The 15,040-nt window shown below is 69.7% G+C and carries 11 protein-coding genes and 1 pseudogene; 8 read left to right on the forward strand and 4 right to left on the reverse strand.

The genetic code is table 11. From position 1 onward, the window contains the following. Positions 1 to 7: 7 nt before the first annotated feature. On the forward strand, positions 8 to 823 hold the full coding sequence (locus tag ACFORO_RS44915; protein ID WP_377873308.1) for a helix-turn-helix transcriptional regulator: 816 nt from the start codon (positions 8 to 10) through the stop codon (positions 821 to 823). Between the two features lie 10 nt (positions 824 to 833). Here ACFORO_RS44915 and ACFORO_RS44920 read toward each other — a convergent pair whose 3' ends face one another. Continuing rightward, positions 834 to 1,538 (reverse strand): SGNH/GDSL hydrolase family protein, encoded by a 705-nt coding sequence (locus tag ACFORO_RS44920; protein WP_377873307.1) that lies wholly within the window; start codon positions 1,536 to 1,538, stop codon positions 834 to 836. A gap of 663 nt (positions 1,539 to 2,201) precedes the next feature. Further along, on the reverse strand, positions 2,202 to 2,879 hold the full coding sequence (locus tag ACFORO_RS44925) for a LysM peptidoglycan-binding domain-containing protein (protein WP_377873306.1): 678 nt from the start codon (positions 2,877 to 2,879) through the stop codon (positions 2,202 to 2,204). 1,133 nt (positions 2,880 to 4,012) lie between these two features. On the opposite strand from ACFORO_RS44925, the gene ACFORO_RS44930 reads away from it, so the two are divergent. The 3 genes from ACFORO_RS44930 (at position 4,013) to ACFORO_RS44940 (ending at position 6,893) form a co-directional block, all read left to right on the forward strand. Beyond that, positions 4,013 to 4,306: a hypothetical protein gene (locus ACFORO_RS44930; RefSeq protein WP_377873305.1), complete on the forward strand. Its 294-nt coding sequence runs from the start codon at positions 4,013 to 4,015 to the stop codon at positions 4,304 to 4,306. Next, the gene (locus ACFORO_RS44935; protein ID WP_377873304.1) at positions 4,303 to 5,676 is read left to right on the forward strand and encodes an aspartate aminotransferase family protein; all 1,374 of its coding nucleotides are present in this window, start codon (positions 4,303 to 4,305) and stop codon (positions 5,674 to 5,676) included. Before ACFORO_RS44930 ends, ACFORO_RS44935 begins: the two co-directional genes overlap by 4 nt. Positions 5,677 to 6,164: 488 nt before the next feature. Further along, the gene (locus tag ACFORO_RS44940; protein ID WP_377873303.1) at positions 6,165 to 6,893 is read left to right on the forward strand and encodes a hypothetical protein; all 729 of its coding nucleotides are present in this window, start codon (positions 6,165 to 6,167) and stop codon (positions 6,891 to 6,893) included. A 2,858-nt stretch (positions 6,894 to 9,751) separates the two neighbouring features. On the opposite strand, the gene ACFORO_RS44945 is transcribed toward ACFORO_RS44940, so the two are convergent. Next, positions 9,752 to 10,747, reverse strand: a complete 996-nt coding sequence (locus ACFORO_RS44945; protein ID WP_377873302.1) for a YeiH family protein — start codon at positions 10,745 to 10,747, stop codon at positions 9,752 to 9,754. Then, complete coding sequence (locus ACFORO_RS44950) at positions 10,744 to 10,875, reverse strand: hypothetical protein (protein WP_377873301.1); 132 nt, start codon at positions 10,873 to 10,875, stop codon at positions 10,744 to 10,746. The genes ACFORO_RS44945 and ACFORO_RS44950 overlap by 4 nt, the downstream gene beginning before the upstream one ends. Before the next feature lie 179 nt (positions 10,876 to 11,054). Here ACFORO_RS44950 and ACFORO_RS44955 point away from each other — a divergent pair, with 179 nt between their 5' ends. The 4 genes and pseudogenes from ACFORO_RS44955 to ACFORO_RS44970 all read left to right on the forward strand — a co-directional run bounded on the left by ACFORO_RS44955 (position 11,055) and on the right by ACFORO_RS44970 (position 14,905). Next, positions 11,055 to 12,017 (forward strand): LLM class flavin-dependent oxidoreductase, encoded by a 963-nt coding sequence (locus tag ACFORO_RS44955; RefSeq protein WP_377873300.1) that lies wholly within the window; start codon positions 11,055 to 11,057, stop codon positions 12,015 to 12,017. After that, a pseudogene (locus ACFORO_RS44960) lies at positions 12,014 to 13,278 on the forward strand (LLM class flavin-dependent oxidoreductase). The gene ACFORO_RS44955 and the pseudogene ACFORO_RS44960 overlap by 4 nt, the downstream one beginning before the upstream one ends. Then, positions 13,275 to 14,318 (forward strand): LLM class flavin-dependent oxidoreductase, encoded by a 1,044-nt coding sequence (locus ACFORO_RS44965; protein WP_377873298.1) that lies wholly within the window; start codon positions 13,275 to 13,277, stop codon positions 14,316 to 14,318. The pseudogene ACFORO_RS44960 and the gene ACFORO_RS44965 overlap by 4 nt, the downstream one beginning before the upstream one ends. A gap of 89 nt (positions 14,319 to 14,407) precedes the next feature. Continuing rightward, on the forward strand, positions 14,408 to 14,905 hold the full coding sequence (locus ACFORO_RS44970) for a GNAT family N-acetyltransferase (RefSeq protein ID WP_377873297.1): 498 nt from the start codon (positions 14,408 to 14,410) through the stop codon (positions 14,903 to 14,905). Positions 14,906 to 15,040 lie beyond the last annotated feature (135 nt).

The raw sequence follows: 15,040 nt of genomic DNA on the forward strand, positions 1-15,040 counted from the left end.
GATCCGCATGGGCAGTACGGAACTGGGCGACTTCCTGCGGGCACGCCGCGCACAACGCTCCCCGGACGACGCCGACGTGCGCTATTCCGGCAGACGCAAGGTCGCGGGCCTGCGCCGCGAGGAAGTCGCCGTGCTCGCCGGAGTGAACGTCGACTACTACGCGCGCTTGGAACAGGGCCGGGAAACCCGCCCGTCACCGCAGGTGCTCGACGCCCTCAGCCGCGCACTGGACCTGGACCCCGACGCCCGCGAGCACCTGTACCGCCTCGCCGGTGCCGCCCCGCCCGACCTGCCGTCCCCGGCGCCCCGGACTGTGAGCCCCGAACTGCGGCAGCTCATGGACAGCCATCCGCACGCACCCGCGTTCGTGCTCAACCGCGCCCTGGACATCCTGGCCGCGAACACCCTCGCCGACGCCCTGTTCTCCCCGTTCCGCATGGCCGACAACCTCGCGCGCATGACGTTCCTCGACCCAGCGGGGCGGCAGTTCTACGCCCGCTGGGACTGGACGGCCCAGGCGACCGTGGCGAATCTGCGCGCAGCCGCCACCTCCGAACCTGGTCTGCCGCAACTGGTGGCGGAACTGAGCGAAGGCAGCGAACAGTTCCGGGCGTTGTGGGAGACCCATCAGGTCCGCGGGAAAACCCGGGAGCCCAAACACCTCGTGCATCCGGCGGTCGGGGCGCTGACGTTGACGTATCAGGCGTTCGACGTGCGGAGTGCGCCTGGGCAGCAGTTGATCGTCTATCAGGCTGAGCCTGGGAGTGCGAGTGCGGACGCGTTGTCGTTGTTGCGGAGTGTTCCGTTACCGGCGCGCCGATAGCCGGACATCGTCACCGGGAAAGCCGAGCGATCAGCGCGTCGAGGTGCGGACGGAAAGCCGTGAACCAGATCTGGTAACCGCGCGAGTTCACGTGTGTGAAGTCGGCCGCGAAGACGTCGAACCGGCGGGCGGTGCGGAATGCGCGGGCGAAATCCGCGTGCGCGACCTTCGCCTCGTCCGCGACCTCGGCGAGTGCTTTTTGATACGGCTTGCTTCCCGGCCGCAATGGCACGTCGGACAGAATCGTCCGGTCCGCTGGAACCCGCTCGACCAGTTCGCGCACGTCCGCCCGGAATTGGCCGAGCGGCACGCGGGCGATGGCGTCCGCGGAACCCGCTACGACAATCACCGCGTCGGCGTCGGCCAGATGCAGGTGTTCCAGGACGGTCGCGACACGGCCGCCGCCGGTCGAGAGGTTTGTCAGGTGCACCGGTCGTCCCGTGCGCTCGCTGAGATATGCCGCGATCCGGGCGACCAGGCTTTCCTCCGGCCGTCGCGCGCCGATGCCCATCGCGGCTGAATCGCCGAACGCGACCACTCGCAAGGCGTTGGGAGCCAGTGGTTCTGCGGCGCGGGCGGCCCAGTATCGCGGATACGTTCTGGTCTGCCGCCACAGCGCCAGCAACCTGACCGTCTCGGCGAGGGCCAGCGCACCGGCGGATACTCCGGCCAGTCGCCACAGATTGCGCCGACGGCGAGGCGACGTCGGATTCATCGCTGCCCGATTACCGCGCCCGCGCCGTGCTGCCACGGGATTCTTTCGCGGTGCACCATCGAACAGCCTCCATTCGAACGCGGCCGACCACAACGACGGCGGTGAACAGACTTCGCCGCGTTCCCTCGCCTAAGCGCGTTTCCGACTCTACTCGCGGAAAGCACCGGCTGGACGGCCCGCGAACCGCCGTGGCTGTCGCGCGTTCGAGATCTCCGGCTACGCGCTATGGCAAGCCCGCGGCAAGGGCTGGCGTTCTCTGCCCTGGGGGCAAGGCGTGCAGCACAAGCTTGCCTGCACTCCCGCGAAACAGACCGCACCCACGCTTCCTGCCTACGCGGCAAGGCATGCGGCGCAAAACCGCCCGCACTCCCGCGAAACAGCTGACGCCAGCGCATCCCGCTCGCACGGCAAGGTGCGCAGCGCAGCCCTGTCCACGCTCATGCGCGACAAACCGCGCCAGCGTCCTCCGCCCTCGCGGCAAGGCGTGCGGCGCAGACGGGCCCGTGTTCCCACAAAGCAGGCCCGTCCGCTCCGCACGCCGGCCGCCGGGGCGCGCGGCGGTGCCCGAGCGCACTTTTCGCGCGCGCGTGCACCGGCGGCCTCCGGCCGGGGTCGCGCCGCCCGGGGGAAAGCGTCGCGGGCCCGGCCGGGGCCTCGGCGGGGTTACTTCGTGACGATCTTCTGGCCGACCATGATCAGGTTGGCGTCCGGGATGAACTTCTGGTTCAGCTGCTGCAGGTGCTGCCAGCCGCCGTCCACGTTGAGGTTCTTCGCGATTCCGGAGAGGGTGTCGCCGGCGGCCACGGTGTAGCTGCCGTCCGGGTTCGAGGTCGGCGCGGCGTGCTTCGGCGCGGACTTGACCTTCGTCTCGGCCTTGACCTCGACCTTCGGCTTCGCCGCGACAGCCTCGACCTCGGCGGAGCCGCCGGAGGTGTCGCCGCCGAAGTTCGCGTAGCCCGCCGGGCCCGAGCCGCCGCGGCACTGCCACGGGGCGGAACCCTGCTTCGCGTAGATCCGGTCCGCGACGATCTGCTGCTGCGCGGGCGTGGCCTTGTCGGCCGTCGGGGCGTACTGGCCGCCGCCGTTCGCGAGCCAGGTCTTCGTGACGATCTGGAACAGGCCGGCGGGGCGGCCCGCGCGCTGGCCCGCGGCGGTGTTGTTGACCGCGGTCGGGTTGCCGCTGCTCTCGCACTTGACGATGCCGGCCTGCCCCGGGAAGGCGTTGGCCGTGCCCGCCCCGGCGAGGCCGATGCCGCCGAGGGTGGCGCCCGCGAGAGCCGCGGTCGCGCCGGTGCGCTGGAGGACTGTCTTCGTCTTGCTGGGTTTGCTGTGCCGTCCCACGGTAGGTGGGCTCCTTCGCTGTCACACCGCACAACCGTCCTCGTGCCTGGGTCAGGCAGCGAGCAGCGACGGTTCGCGGCGGCTTCGGGTCGCTGATCCTCGGGGTAGATCGCAGGTCACCGCAAAAGCTCGAGAAGATTACGAAACGGAAACAGCGGGTGTACAGAGGCAGTGGGATCGGCCACAGATCGCCTCGGCGTGTAGCAGTCAGGCGACAGTGCGTCACACCCCAGTCACCCTACTTGGTTAATCAATCACAGCTCAACAGCAATGATTCTGGCCCAAATCCGCCGCGCAAGCTGACCCAGAGCGGTCAAGTCGGCAAATTTCACACCACCTCAACTGTGAGTCACTTCCAGTCGATCGGATCGTTACGTTCGAGATAAACGCGGGTTCGTCACCCTCGTTCACTCCGCACTACGGCACCTGGTCCGACCGCCACGCGTCCCGCCGGACCAGGCCCGCTCCCCCGGACGCACCCCGCCTTCCGCCCGTCCGCCCCCGGCCCGAGCCGGTGGACCAGCGGTCCAGACCACTGCCTTGGTCTGGACCACCCCGGACGCCGCCTCGCCGGACCCGCCGCCGAAAACGCAGCCCGCCGCCCGCCCTCCGGCGGAAAACCGCACCCGCAACCGGACCCGGCGGCGAAAACGTCAGAAACGGCCCGGCGACTTCGATATTTCTCCCATCCGACATATCCCCGAACGCCTTCGGCAACCGTCCCGAAAACATCCCGCCATGCGGTCTTCCGCGCCCGATTCACATGCCGGAAACGAAGCGTGAATATTCACGCTCCGTTTCGCGGAACCGCGAACACCGTTGCCGCTTCAGTCGTTCAGCCCAGCGCGGCGAACTCCGCGAAATCGCCGCCTTCACTCTCCTGGCGCATTGCCTTGCCTAATATCGGCCGATTCTTTTCTTTCCGCAGCCGGGCCCGGCGCGCCCGCGGCCGAGGCGCCGGTGCGGCGGAACCGGCTGCGCTACGCTGTGCCCCGCGGTATTCCAGTGAGGTCAACCGAGGGAGGGCTGCGCCCAGCGCGGCCCTCCCTCGGTCTGCCCGCGAAAAACCGTTTCCTTCCTCGCCGGCCGTTTTTCGGCGGTCCGCGAATCCCTGCGAAAAAGAGGAGGAGTGCATGACGAACTCGACGCCGGACGCGCCGCGCGACGTCGGCGGCACGCATCGGCGGGCCGGCACCGAGGAGATCTGTCCCGAGGAAGGCACCGCAATACCGCAGCATTCGAGAGAACGGCCGCTCCGGTCAATCGAGGAGGACTTCCCCCGGCGGCTCCCCGCGAGCGCCGGGCGGGAACGGTTCGCCCCGAATGTCTTTGTCCATTGTGGAGGCAGGGACCCCGGGCGGGCCGCCGCGCACCGAGGCGGGCCCGGCCGCGCCACCACCACTGCCAGGGGAGAACAGGCCAGATGACCATCCTCGACCATCCCGCGCCGCTCACCGGCCCCGCCGTCTACTGCGATCTGCCCGGCCCGCGTTCGGCCGAGTACCTCGCCCGGCAGGACCGCCGCGAGCCGGTCCCCCGCGGCGGCCCGCGGCGGCTGCCGATCGCGATCACCGAGGGCTCGGGCAGTTTCGTGCGCGACGCCGACGGCAACGTCTTCATCGATTTCCTCGCCGGGGCGGGCGTGCTCTCCCTCGGGCACAACCATCCCGAACTGGTCGCGGCCATGACCGCGCAGCTGAGCAAGCTGACCCACGCGCTCGACTTCGCGACCCCGGTCAAGGACGAGTTCTCCGAGGCCCAGCTCGCGATGCTGCCCGAGGCGCTGCGCTCGCGGATGAAACTGCACTTCTGCGGCCCCGCCGGGACCAACTCGGTCGAAGCCGCGCTCAAGCTCTGCAAAACCGCGACCGGACGCGGCGGCGTCGTGTCGTTCCAGGGCCGGTTCCACGGCAGCGCACACGCCGCGCTCGGTCTGACCGGGCTGGCCGGCCAGCAGCGTTCGGTCGCGAACCCCCTGACCGGAACGCAGTACGTGCCGTACTCCTCGTGCCCCCGCTGCCCGGCCGGGCACGATCCGGCCGCCTGCGCCGCGGACTGCCCGGACCAGCTCGAACGATCGCTGCACGACCCCGACGGCGGACTCCCGTTGCCGGCGGCGGTGGTGCTCGAACTGGTGCAGGGCGAGGGCGGCGTGGTCCCGGCGCGGGCGGATTTCGTGCACCGGGTGCGCGAGCTGACCCGGGAGCTGGGCATCCCGCTGATCGTCGACGAACTGCAGACCGGCTGCGGCCGGACCGGGACCTGGTTCGCCTTCGAGCGCTACGGCATCGAACCCGACGTGATCGTCGCGTCCAAGGCGCTCAGCGGAATCGGCTCGCCGGTCTCGCTGATCATCTACGACGAGCGCCTCGACAACTGGGCCCCGCGCACGCACACCGGCACGTTCCGCGGCAATCAGCTCGCTTTCGCCGCGGGCGCCAGGGCGATCGAGGTCGTCAACCGCGACAGCGTGCTGGACAACGTCGTCGAACGCGGATACCAGTTCGAAGAACTGCTGTCCCCGCTGGCGAGCCACCCGTGGGTGACCGACGTGCGCGGCACCGGGCTGATGTGGGGCATCGAGCTGACCGACCCGCGCACCGGCGCGCCCGCGTCGGAACTCGCGCTGGCCGTGCAGAACCATGCGTTGCGCCGCGGGCTCATCCTCGAACTGGGCGGACGCGGCGACAGCGTCGTGCGGTTGCTGCCGCCGCTCAACGTCACCGCGGACGTCGTGCGCACGGCCGCCGGGATCCTGCTGGCCGCGCTCGACACGGCGACCCGCGAGGCTCGCTGACCAATCGACTGCGCCACCGCCCGGGTTCCGGCGGTGGCGCAGTCGCCGTCAGTTCTACTGTTAGTACGGGTTTCTGCCGAATGGCGGCCGAAGTCGTCTTCTGAGTAGATTTTCGACCACCGGACCGAATGAGCCATCCGGAATTCCCTTCGCCGAACGGTCTCCCATTCTACTGACCGTAGTGCGCGAAATCGTGCTGCGCGGGACGGAAAAACGCGGCGGTTTCGCAGTTCGCACAGAGTAACCTCCCCCAGCAAGGGGAGCCGTGGATCTTACTCGGCTCACCCTCCGGAATGCGGCATCCACCAGCGCGCCCGCACCCGGGTTCAGCGACCAGGATCACCGTCTGTCATTCACTCGAACGGGGAGTAGGGAAATCATGATCTAGTGCTCGTTGGCACTGTTTGCCAGACTGGGAACAACGCACCGTTTCGCCGGTGATTAATCGCTGATCGCGAACGTACGCACCGTTTCCAGGAGGCCTCGTCATGAGGTATGGCAGCACGGCCGGAATCCACGCGAGCCAGGCGGCTTGCTGGGTCGTGCGTGTCCTGGCGACGGCAGCGGCGCTCGCGGGCGGACTGGTTCTGAGCTGGCTGATTTCGACCGCTTCCGCCTCAGCGGAGCAGATTCCGCCGACTCCGGACATTCATTCCCTGCTCAAGGACACCGGCGTCCGGAACATTGTGGACAGTGCGCAGCGCTCGGATGTCGCAGCGGTCGGCAAGGACATCGTTGGCACAGTGGAGAAAACCGTCTCCCAGCTGACGCGGACTGTGCCGCGGAAACCAGCGCCGGTCGTTGCGCGGCACCCTCAACCCGTCGTCCAGCCGAAGGGGCCAGCTATCGCCGAACGTCCGGCGAAATCGACGGCTCGCGCAGCGGTAAAGGCCACAGCACCGTCGACCTCCGTTAAGCGGCAGGTGCACGCGACGAATACTGCTCCGCAAGCGACTGCTCCGGTCAAGGCGACTGCTCGACACACGATCCACCGGACATCCGCACCCGTACACTTCAATCTCGCGCCGAAGACCAAGCGCGCACCCGCGATTCCGACCGCGCCCGGCGTATTCCTCTGGCAGAGCGGTTCGGCGCAGGGTGGATTGCAGGCACCAGCACGGCTGTCCGAACCGACGCCGGTCGCGATTCCGGCCCGGCCAGGCGACACGTCCTGCCCGGCAAGCACCAACGCCCGGCCCGGGTACGACCCGGACTAGCGCGCCCTCGTTCTTCGTCACTCCCACAGCACTGAACCCGATTCCTCGCGGGCGCTGAAGTCGTGCCCGAAATATCCAGCCATCACTGAGAACAAAGGGATTCGTCATGCACATTTGGGTCAAGCGCAGCATGCAAACGGCACTCGTCTCGGGCGGCTTGTTCGTCCTCGGCACCGGGGTCGCCTCGGCCGCCGACAGTCCGGACGCTCCGGCCAATCCGATCGACGCCGGGGTCACCGTGCCGATCGACATCGGCGACAACGTCCTCGGCACCCCCGTCGGGCAAACGAAACTGCCCGGGTACCAGGGTGAGGTGTCCACCAAGACGCTCACCAATCCGCTCCAGCAGGCCTTGAAGCCGAAGACGGGCAGTGCGGCGAAACCGGCAACCCCGGCAGCCGCCAAACCAACGCAAAAGACGGTGACCAAGGCCGCGCCGAGCAAAGCCGCTCCCCCGAGCGATCCCCTGCGCGGCAACCGCGCCAACGCCGATCTGGCGGTCCCCGTCCAAATCGCCGGAAACGCCTTCGCGGCGGGCGGACCCGCCGAGGTCGACGGCTCGAACCACCACCAGACCTACCAAGACAACCACGACATCACCACCAGCGGCGCGGGCACCCCGCTGGGCGGAAACGTGGTCGACGCACGCTGGGCGGTCCCGGTGCAATTCGCGAACAACGCCATCTCCTGGGCCGGTGCCGCGCGCACGAAGGGCGGCCGCGCCGAGCAGACCACCTCGACGACCGGGAGCGACACCACCGACGGCCGCGGCGGCACCGGTTCCGGCAACGTCCTTGCCGGGCAGTGGGCGACGCCGCTGCAGGTCACCGGCAACGCGGCGTCCTGGGGAGGTTCGGCCCAGACAACCGACTCCCAGGCGCACAACACCACCGCCTCCGGCGGCCCGATCTCCAGCGCCGGGAAAGACGGCACGCTCGCGGGCAACGTCGGCGCGGCACCGCTAGCGTTCCCCCTGGAATTCAACGGAAACGCCCCGACCTGGGGCGGAGTGTCCACAGCAGACTCCTCGAACACCACCGACACGGTGACCGCGGGCGGCACCAAGGAAGGGATCAACCACATCCCGTCCTACGTCCAGACCAACGGCGACCGCGGGACCGGCTCCGGCAACATCGTCCAGCCCCAAGGCGCGGGCATCGCGAACGTCGCCAGCGTCGCCGCCGCGTGGGCGGGCAAGTCCAGCACCGGCGGCGTGCACGGCGGCCCGCTGGCGGACCCGGTTCCGCTGCCCGGCTACCCGTTCCCGACCGGCAACCCGCTCACCGGCGGAATCAACCCCGCCGCGCCGGCGCCGACCGGTCAGCCCACCCGTCCGGACGGGTCGCCGCTCTGGCCGGTCCCGATCCCGAGCCCGCAACCGGTGTCGCCGGCGCACGCGCCGAAGTCGGCGTCCAGCTCGAAATCGACCGTCACGTCCGGCGGGTTCTCGTCCACGTCCGCGAAGGACGGCACCGGTTCGGGCAACATCGCCGACGCGCCGCTGGCGGTCCCGGCCGAGGTGTTCGGCGTCGCCGGGAACTGGGGCCTGGAGTCCTACGCCGGACACGACAACACGTCCGACGTGAAGTCGGGCAGCGGCACCTACACGAACGGCAACGGCGGAAAGGCGTCCGGCAACCTCGTTTCGGAGCCGGTCGCGGCCAGCCCGGACGTCTTCGGCTCCGGCGCCTCGTGGATCGGCACCAGCTACGGCCAGGCGACCAACACCAAGAACGTCCAGGCCGGCGGCTACGACGGTACCCAGGGCAACAACTCCGAGGCGTCCGGCAACATCGTCACCGCTCCGGCCGCGCTGCCCGCCGAGGTGTTCGGCGTCGGCGGATCGTGGATCGGCCAGGGCGTCGGAGTCGCCGATGAGCACAAGAAGGTCACCGCGGGCGGCGACGGAAACACCAACGACGACAACGGAAAGCTGTCCTCGAACGTCATCGCCGCCCCGCTTTCCGCGCCGACCCAGGTCTTCGGCGTCGGGGCCGCGTGGATCGGCCGGGGCGTCGGCGAAGCGAGCAACCACACCGATTCGAAGGCAGGCGGCGACTACCACGGCACCGGCGCGCTCGGCACGGTCGCCGGGAACATCGCGCAGGCCCCGATTTCGCAGGTCACCCAGGTCGACGGAGACGGAGCGGCGTGGGGCGGCTACGGACAGGGCGTGTCCGACAACACCACTAATTCCCGCGCAGGCGGCAAGAACCTCGCCGACGGCACCGGCGGGACCCTCGCGGGCAACGTCGTCAACGCGCCGTCGGCAGGCACCGCGGGCGTCTTCGGGGTCGCTCCGGCGTGGATCGGCCGAGTGACCGGCGACGCGACGAACAACGTCACCTCCACCGCGGGCGGCGACACCCACACCGCGGGCGACCGCGGCCAACTGGCCGGGGACGTCGTCTCGGCCGAGGCATTGCCGATCGCCCAGGCCTTCGGCGACTCGGCGGCCTGGATCGGGATGGTCGACGGCAGCGCGGTGAATCACACCCGCAACACCTCGGGCGGCGACATCACCAGCTCCGGCACCGGCACGTCCGGCGTCGTGCAGGACGCGCCGACCTCGGAGGTGGCGCAGGTCTTCGGCGACTCGGCGGTGTGGGGCGGAGTCGCGAACGCCTACGGCGACAACGTCACGCACGGCAACTCCGGCGGCCACGTCGGCACGACCGGCCAGCACAACCAGACGCCGGTCGGCGCGGTCGGGCAGGTCTACGGGTTGAGCCCGGCGCTGCTCGGGCAGGCGACGTCCGTCGTGCCGGAGAACGTGACGCAGGTGGTGGACGGGGACACTCCGGCGCAGCTGGATCTGCCGCTGAGCCCGTCCGCGTTGCCTGCCAACGGGATTCCGACTACGGCCGCAGCCCGCTGCGGGCCATCTGGCGCAGGTCGAAGTTCAGCCCGACCCCGGCGAAGCACAGCAGGAACGCCCACTTCGAGAGATTCCCGAGATTGGCGACCTCCGCCTTGGTGAAGACGTGCGCGGTCGCCAGCGCGGACACCGCGATGAAGCCCAGCACGAACTTCGGGAAGGTGCGCCACACAAACCCCGCACGGCCCTTCACCCCACCCGCGACAGCCTTGCCACCGCGAGTCGACCAGTACGCCGCATACCCGAGCACCACGAGACCGATCAACGCGTTCCGCGTGCTCTTCACTGCCACCGCGATGTCCTGCGCGCGCGGCGAATACGCCGCGCCGGTCGCGGTCGTCTCAGCAGTGTTGTCCACCGCGAGTCCGGCCCACAGGCCGAATTCGGTGTCAGTCAGGTTCAGCGCGTGCCCGATCGCCGGGAAGGTGAACAGCGCGACCGCACCCAGCGCGAGAATCGCCGCGATGGCGTAACCGGAGTCCTCGTCGTCAGCGTCGATCGAACCGCGCCCGGCGATGATGGCCGACACACCACAGATCGACGTACCGATCGCCAGCAGCGAGGACAGCTTCCCGCCGAGGCCGAAAGCTTTGCCCACCAACAGGATCACTGTCGTCGCCACGGCCATGTCGACCAGGATGAGCCCCAGGCTGAACCCGCCGAGCTTGGCCAGATCGCCCAGCACGAAGCGAGCGCCGAGCAGGACGATGCCGGTCTTCAGCCAGAACTCGTAGGTCCCGACCCCGGGCCGGAACAGCGCGGGGATGCCGATCGTGTTGCGGATGACCAGTCCGAGGACGATCGCCCACAGCACGTATTCGATGTCCGGCAGCGCGGTCCCGGTCGCGTGGCCGAGGCTGCGCACCCCGTTCTGCGCCAGCGTTCCGACCACGCCGACCGCTGCCAGCAACAGCAGCCCCGGCAGATATCGCACGACCGCGGGCACTGTGCGGCGGCCTTCCAGCGCGGCCGTCATTTGACGAGGAACGGGATCGTCGGCAGCACGCCGAACGCGGCCAGCGCCACCAGGACGGCCGCGACCAGTACCGCGGCCCAGTCGGCGCTGATCCGCGCGGTGCCTCGCGGCTTCGAATCGGGACTCATGACCGCAGGACTGTAGGCGGGTCGGCCGCGCCAGTCCGCCCCGTCCACCAGCTGAGAAACCTCCTTTGTGGACACCGGCGGAACAACACCGGCCAGCCGCCCACATCCTGAGCGGCAGTGCGCCGCGCCCCGGATTCCGGCTACCTCTGGCACAACCGAATCGAGGGGGCCGTGCCCGCATGAGTTCACCGAAAACCCTGCACCTCGCCGTCGAACTCGACAGCGCCGGAGCGCGTCCAGGAGCCGATCCGCACGCACTGGCGGACGTCGTCGCCGACGCCGAGCGGGCCGGGTTCGCGTTCGTCACCTTCGACGACGCACCCGTCCCGCCCGCGGGCGGATTCCGGGTCGAGGCCACCGTCGGCGCGGCCTATTCCGCGACCTTGACGTCCCGGATCGGGCTCGCCCCGACGTCGCACGTGCTGACCGCCGAGCCGTTCCACCTGGCCGCCCAGCTGGCGAGCCTCGACCACGCCACGCACGGCCGCGCCGCCTGGATCGTCGGCACCGCCGCCACGCCCGAGGCACTCGCGACGATCGGCCGCGCGCACCCGGACGACCTCCGCCAGGAGGTGGCCGACGTCGTCGAAACCGTCCGGCGGCTGTGGGACTCGTGGGAGGACGACGCGGTCATCAAGGATCTCGCCACCGGCCGCTATCTGGACCCGGACAAGGTCCACCACGTGGACTTCGAGGGGGAAACGTTCTCCGTCAAAGGCCCGCTGATCACCCCGCGACCGCCGCAGGGCAGCCTCGTCGTGCTGGCCGCCGAGGAGTTCGCCGACGTCGTCCAGCCGGACATCGTGCTCACCGACGACCTCCGCCACCGTGACCGGACCGCTCCCCTGGTCTTCGGCGAGCTGGAGGTCCGCTTCGCCGCCACCGAGCCGTCACCGAACGGCCGCACCCGCTACACCGGCTCCCCCGCCGGTCTGGTCACGTTGCTGGAGCAGCTCGATCTCGACGGCGTGCGCCTGCATCCCGCGCCGGAGGACCTGCCCGTCCTGAGCCAGGAAGTACTCCCGGAACTGCACCGGCGAGGCCTGCTCACCCCACCGGAACCGGGCGCGACACTCCGCACGACGCTGGGCCTCCCGCGTCCCGAGAACCGATTCGCCGTGTCGTCGAAGGGAATCGCATGACCGCGCAGCTGCACCTCGGGGTCTTCTACACCGGCGTTGGACCGCAGTACCTGTGGGACGACCCGTCGAACGCGGACCACACCGAGATCGAGACGTACGTGTCGGTGGCCCGCACCCTGGAGCGCGGGCTGTTCGACGCGTTCTTCCTCGGCGAAGGCTTGCGGGTCCGGGAGAATCGCGGCCGCGTGCACGCGCTCGACGTCGCCGGTCGCCCGGACGCGATCACCCAGCTCAGCGCACTCGCCGGGGCCACGGCGAGGATCGGGCTGGTCGCCACGCAGAACACCACCTACAACTACCCCGCCGACCTCGCCCGCCGTCTCGCCTCGCTCGACTACGTCTCCGGCGGACGGGCCGGGTGGAACATCGTCACCACCGACAACGCCTGGACCGGGGCCAACTTCCGCCGCGGCGGCTGGCTGGCGCACGAACGCCGCTACGAACGCGCGACCCAGTTCGTCGAGGCGACGAAAGCCTTGTGGACCGGACCGGCCGAGGCGGACACCGACCTGGTGCGGCTGCGCGCCGAACCGACAGTCCCGCCCAGCCCCCAAGGTCGTCCGGTTTTGTTCCAGGCGGGCGATTCCCCGGCGGCCGGGAATTGGCCGCGCGCCACGCCGACGTCGTCTTCTCCGCGAACACCGCCTACGACAAAGCGGCGGCTTACGCGGCAGACCTGCGGGACCGATTGGCGCGCCACGGCAGGCCCGCTGACGCGGTGCGCATTCTGCCTGGTGCGTCAGTCGTCCTCGGCGACACGCCGACCGACGCCGCTGAACGCGCGGAGGAAATCCGCCGCCGCCAGATCAACCCGCAGCGCGCCATCGCGTTCCTCGAACAGTATTGGGGCCAGGACCTGTCGGCGTTCGATCCGCACGGGCCGCTGCCGGACATCGAACCGGCCGAGGGCGAACTGGACCCCTCGCGCGGCACGATCTCGATCGAGCACCGCACCGGGAAACTCGAGCGCATCCAGCAGTGGCGCGAACTCGCCGAAGCGAAGAACCTGTCGATCCACCAGCTGGTGCTGGAGGTCGAACCGCGGCACCACTCGTTCGTCGGAACGCCCGCGCAGGTCGCCGACGAATGGGCCCGTTACGCGGCCGACCGCGTGGTCGACGGCTTCAACCTCAGCCCGCACCTCGTGCCCGGATCGATCGACGAGGTGGTCGACCGGCTCGTGCCGGAACTGCAGGACCGCGGCGTCTACCGCACCGAGTACACCGGCACGACCCTGCGCGAACACCTGGAGCTGCCGTGAGGTTCCTGCTGATCACCCTGATCACGCACACCCCCGACCCGGTCACCGGGGAACTGGCCGCGCCTGAGGCCCGGCTGCGCGAGGTCGTCGAAAACGCCGAGCTCGCCGAGGAACTGGGCTTCGACGGCTACGGCGTCGGCGAACGGCACGAGCGGCCGTTCCTGTCGTCGTCCCCGCCGGTGGTGCTCAGCCACATCGCCGCGCGGACCCGCCGGATCCGGCTGTTCACCGCGGTCACGACGCTCAGCCTGCTCGACCCGGTGCGCGCGTTCGAGGCCTACTCGATGCTGGACAACCTTTCCGGCGGACGGCTCGAGCTCATCATCGGCAAGGGCAACGGCTCCGCGCAACGCGAGCTCTTCGACGTCACGCCCGAGGACCAGTGGGACCGCAACGCCGAGGGCTACGAGCTGTTCCGCAAGCTGTGGGAGGCGGACCGCGTGACGTGGTCCGGGCGGTTCCGGCCGCCGCTCACCGCCGCGGAGGTGTGGCCGCGACCGCTGCAACAGCCGATCCGGATCTGGCACGGCAGCGCGACCAGCCGCGAATCCGTCGAGCTGGCGGCGAAACACGGGGATCCGCTGTTCTCCGCGAACGTCACCAACCCGATCGAACCGTACGCCGAGCTGATCCGGCACTACCGGGAACGCTGGACCTTCCATGGCCGCGATCCCGTTCAGGCGGTGGTCGGCGCGGGCACGGCCGGGTTCCATCTGGCGAGCCGGTCGCAGGACGCGCTGGAGGCGTACCGGCCGATCTTCGAGTCCCGGCTGGCGCTCCAGCGCAAGCTCGGCCAGGAGGTGGTTTTCCCGACGCTGGAGGACTTCGCCGAGCGCAGCTCCGCGCTGATCGGCAGCCCGGCCCAGGTCACCGACAAGGTGTTGAGATACCACGAACAATTCGGCCACGGCGTGACACATCTGTCCGCCGACCGCGACGGCCGGACGCCGCGGGAGCACCGCGCGGCGTTGGAGCTTTTCCAGGCTGAGGTGGCGCCAGCGTTGCGGCGGGCGATACCTGGGCCGCCCTGGCCGTCGTGAGTGGCAAACCCGGTGAGAACCGGCATCGCCACTCACGAGGACCGATATTCGCTGGACAGGGCTCGCGGCGGCGCGCAAGATCAAGAGACGTGACCGATTTCGCCGCTTTGCCGCTCGCCGATGCCCAACTGTCCGAAGCCCAAGCCGCCGACGCCGCCGAACTCCTCGTGCTGCAACGATGCTGCTGGGTGCCGCAGGCGATCGTCAACGACACCTTCGACGTGCCCGCGCTGCACGAGGACCTCGACACCGTGCGCGGCTGGATCGCGTCCACTCGCGTGTGGACCGTCCGGATCGGCGGGCGGCTCGTCGCCGCCGTGCGTGCCCATCTCGAGGAGGACCGCTGGGAGATCGGCCGCCTGATGGTCGCGCCCGATCTCGCCGGACAGGGCGTCGGCCGGTGGCTGCTGGGCTACGCCGAGCAGCAGGCCCCGCCCGAGGCGACCAGCCTGGTCCTCTACACCGGGTCGGGCAGCGAGCGGAACCTGACGATGTACCGGCGGGCCGGGTACCAGGCAGCCGAACCGCCCGCGAACACGCTCGGGAAACACATCCACGGGGCGGTTTACCTGACGAAGGCCCGCTAGCGCTTTCCTTTGCGGAGCAACGCGCGGTCTGTGGCCAGGTCTTGAAGTACGTGAGGGGAACCCTGAGGGAATCTGATTCTGAACTGGCCCCCGAAAGTTGGACTGGCTGAGTAAAGGTTAGGCGGCGGGGGTCTG

It is taken from the genome of Amycolatopsis halotolerans (assembly GCF_042647905.1).
Taxonomy (GTDB): Bacteria; Actinomycetota; Actinomycetes; order Mycobacteriales; family Pseudonocardiaceae; genus Amycolatopsis; species Amycolatopsis halotolerans.

Bases quoted from the DNA above. Each gene is read 5' to 3' on its own strand.
- ACFORO_RS44940 (WP_377873303.1), top strand. From the start codon at position 6,165: ATGAGGTATGGCAGCACGGCCGGAATCCACGCGAGCCAGGCGGCTTGC.
- ACFORO_RS44930 (WP_377873305.1), top strand. From the start codon at position 4,013: ATGACGAACTCGACGCCGGACGCGCCGCGCGACGTCGGCGGCACGCAT.
- ACFORO_RS44935 (WP_377873304.1), top strand. From the start codon at position 4,303: ATGACCATCCTCGACCATCCCGCGCCGCTCACCGGCCCCGCCGTCTAC.
- ACFORO_RS44915 (WP_377873308.1), top strand. From the start codon at position 8: ATGGGCAGTACGGAACTGGGCGACTTCCTGCGGGCACGCCGCGCACAA.
- ACFORO_RS44955 (WP_377873300.1), top strand. From the start codon at position 11,055: ATGAGTTCACCGAAAACCCTGCACCTCGCCGTCGAACTCGACAGCGCC.
- ACFORO_RS44920 (WP_377873307.1), bottom strand. From the start codon at position 1,538: ATGAATCCGACGTCGCCTCGCCGTCGGCGCAATCTGTGGCGACTGGCC.
- ACFORO_RS44950 (WP_377873301.1), bottom strand. From the start codon at position 10,875: ATGAGTCCCGATTCGAAGCCGCGAGGCACCGCGCGGATCAGCGCCGAC.
- ACFORO_RS44945 (WP_377873302.1), bottom strand. From the start codon at position 10,747: ATGACGGCCGCGCTGGAAGGCCGCCGCACAGTGCCCGCGGTCGTGCGA.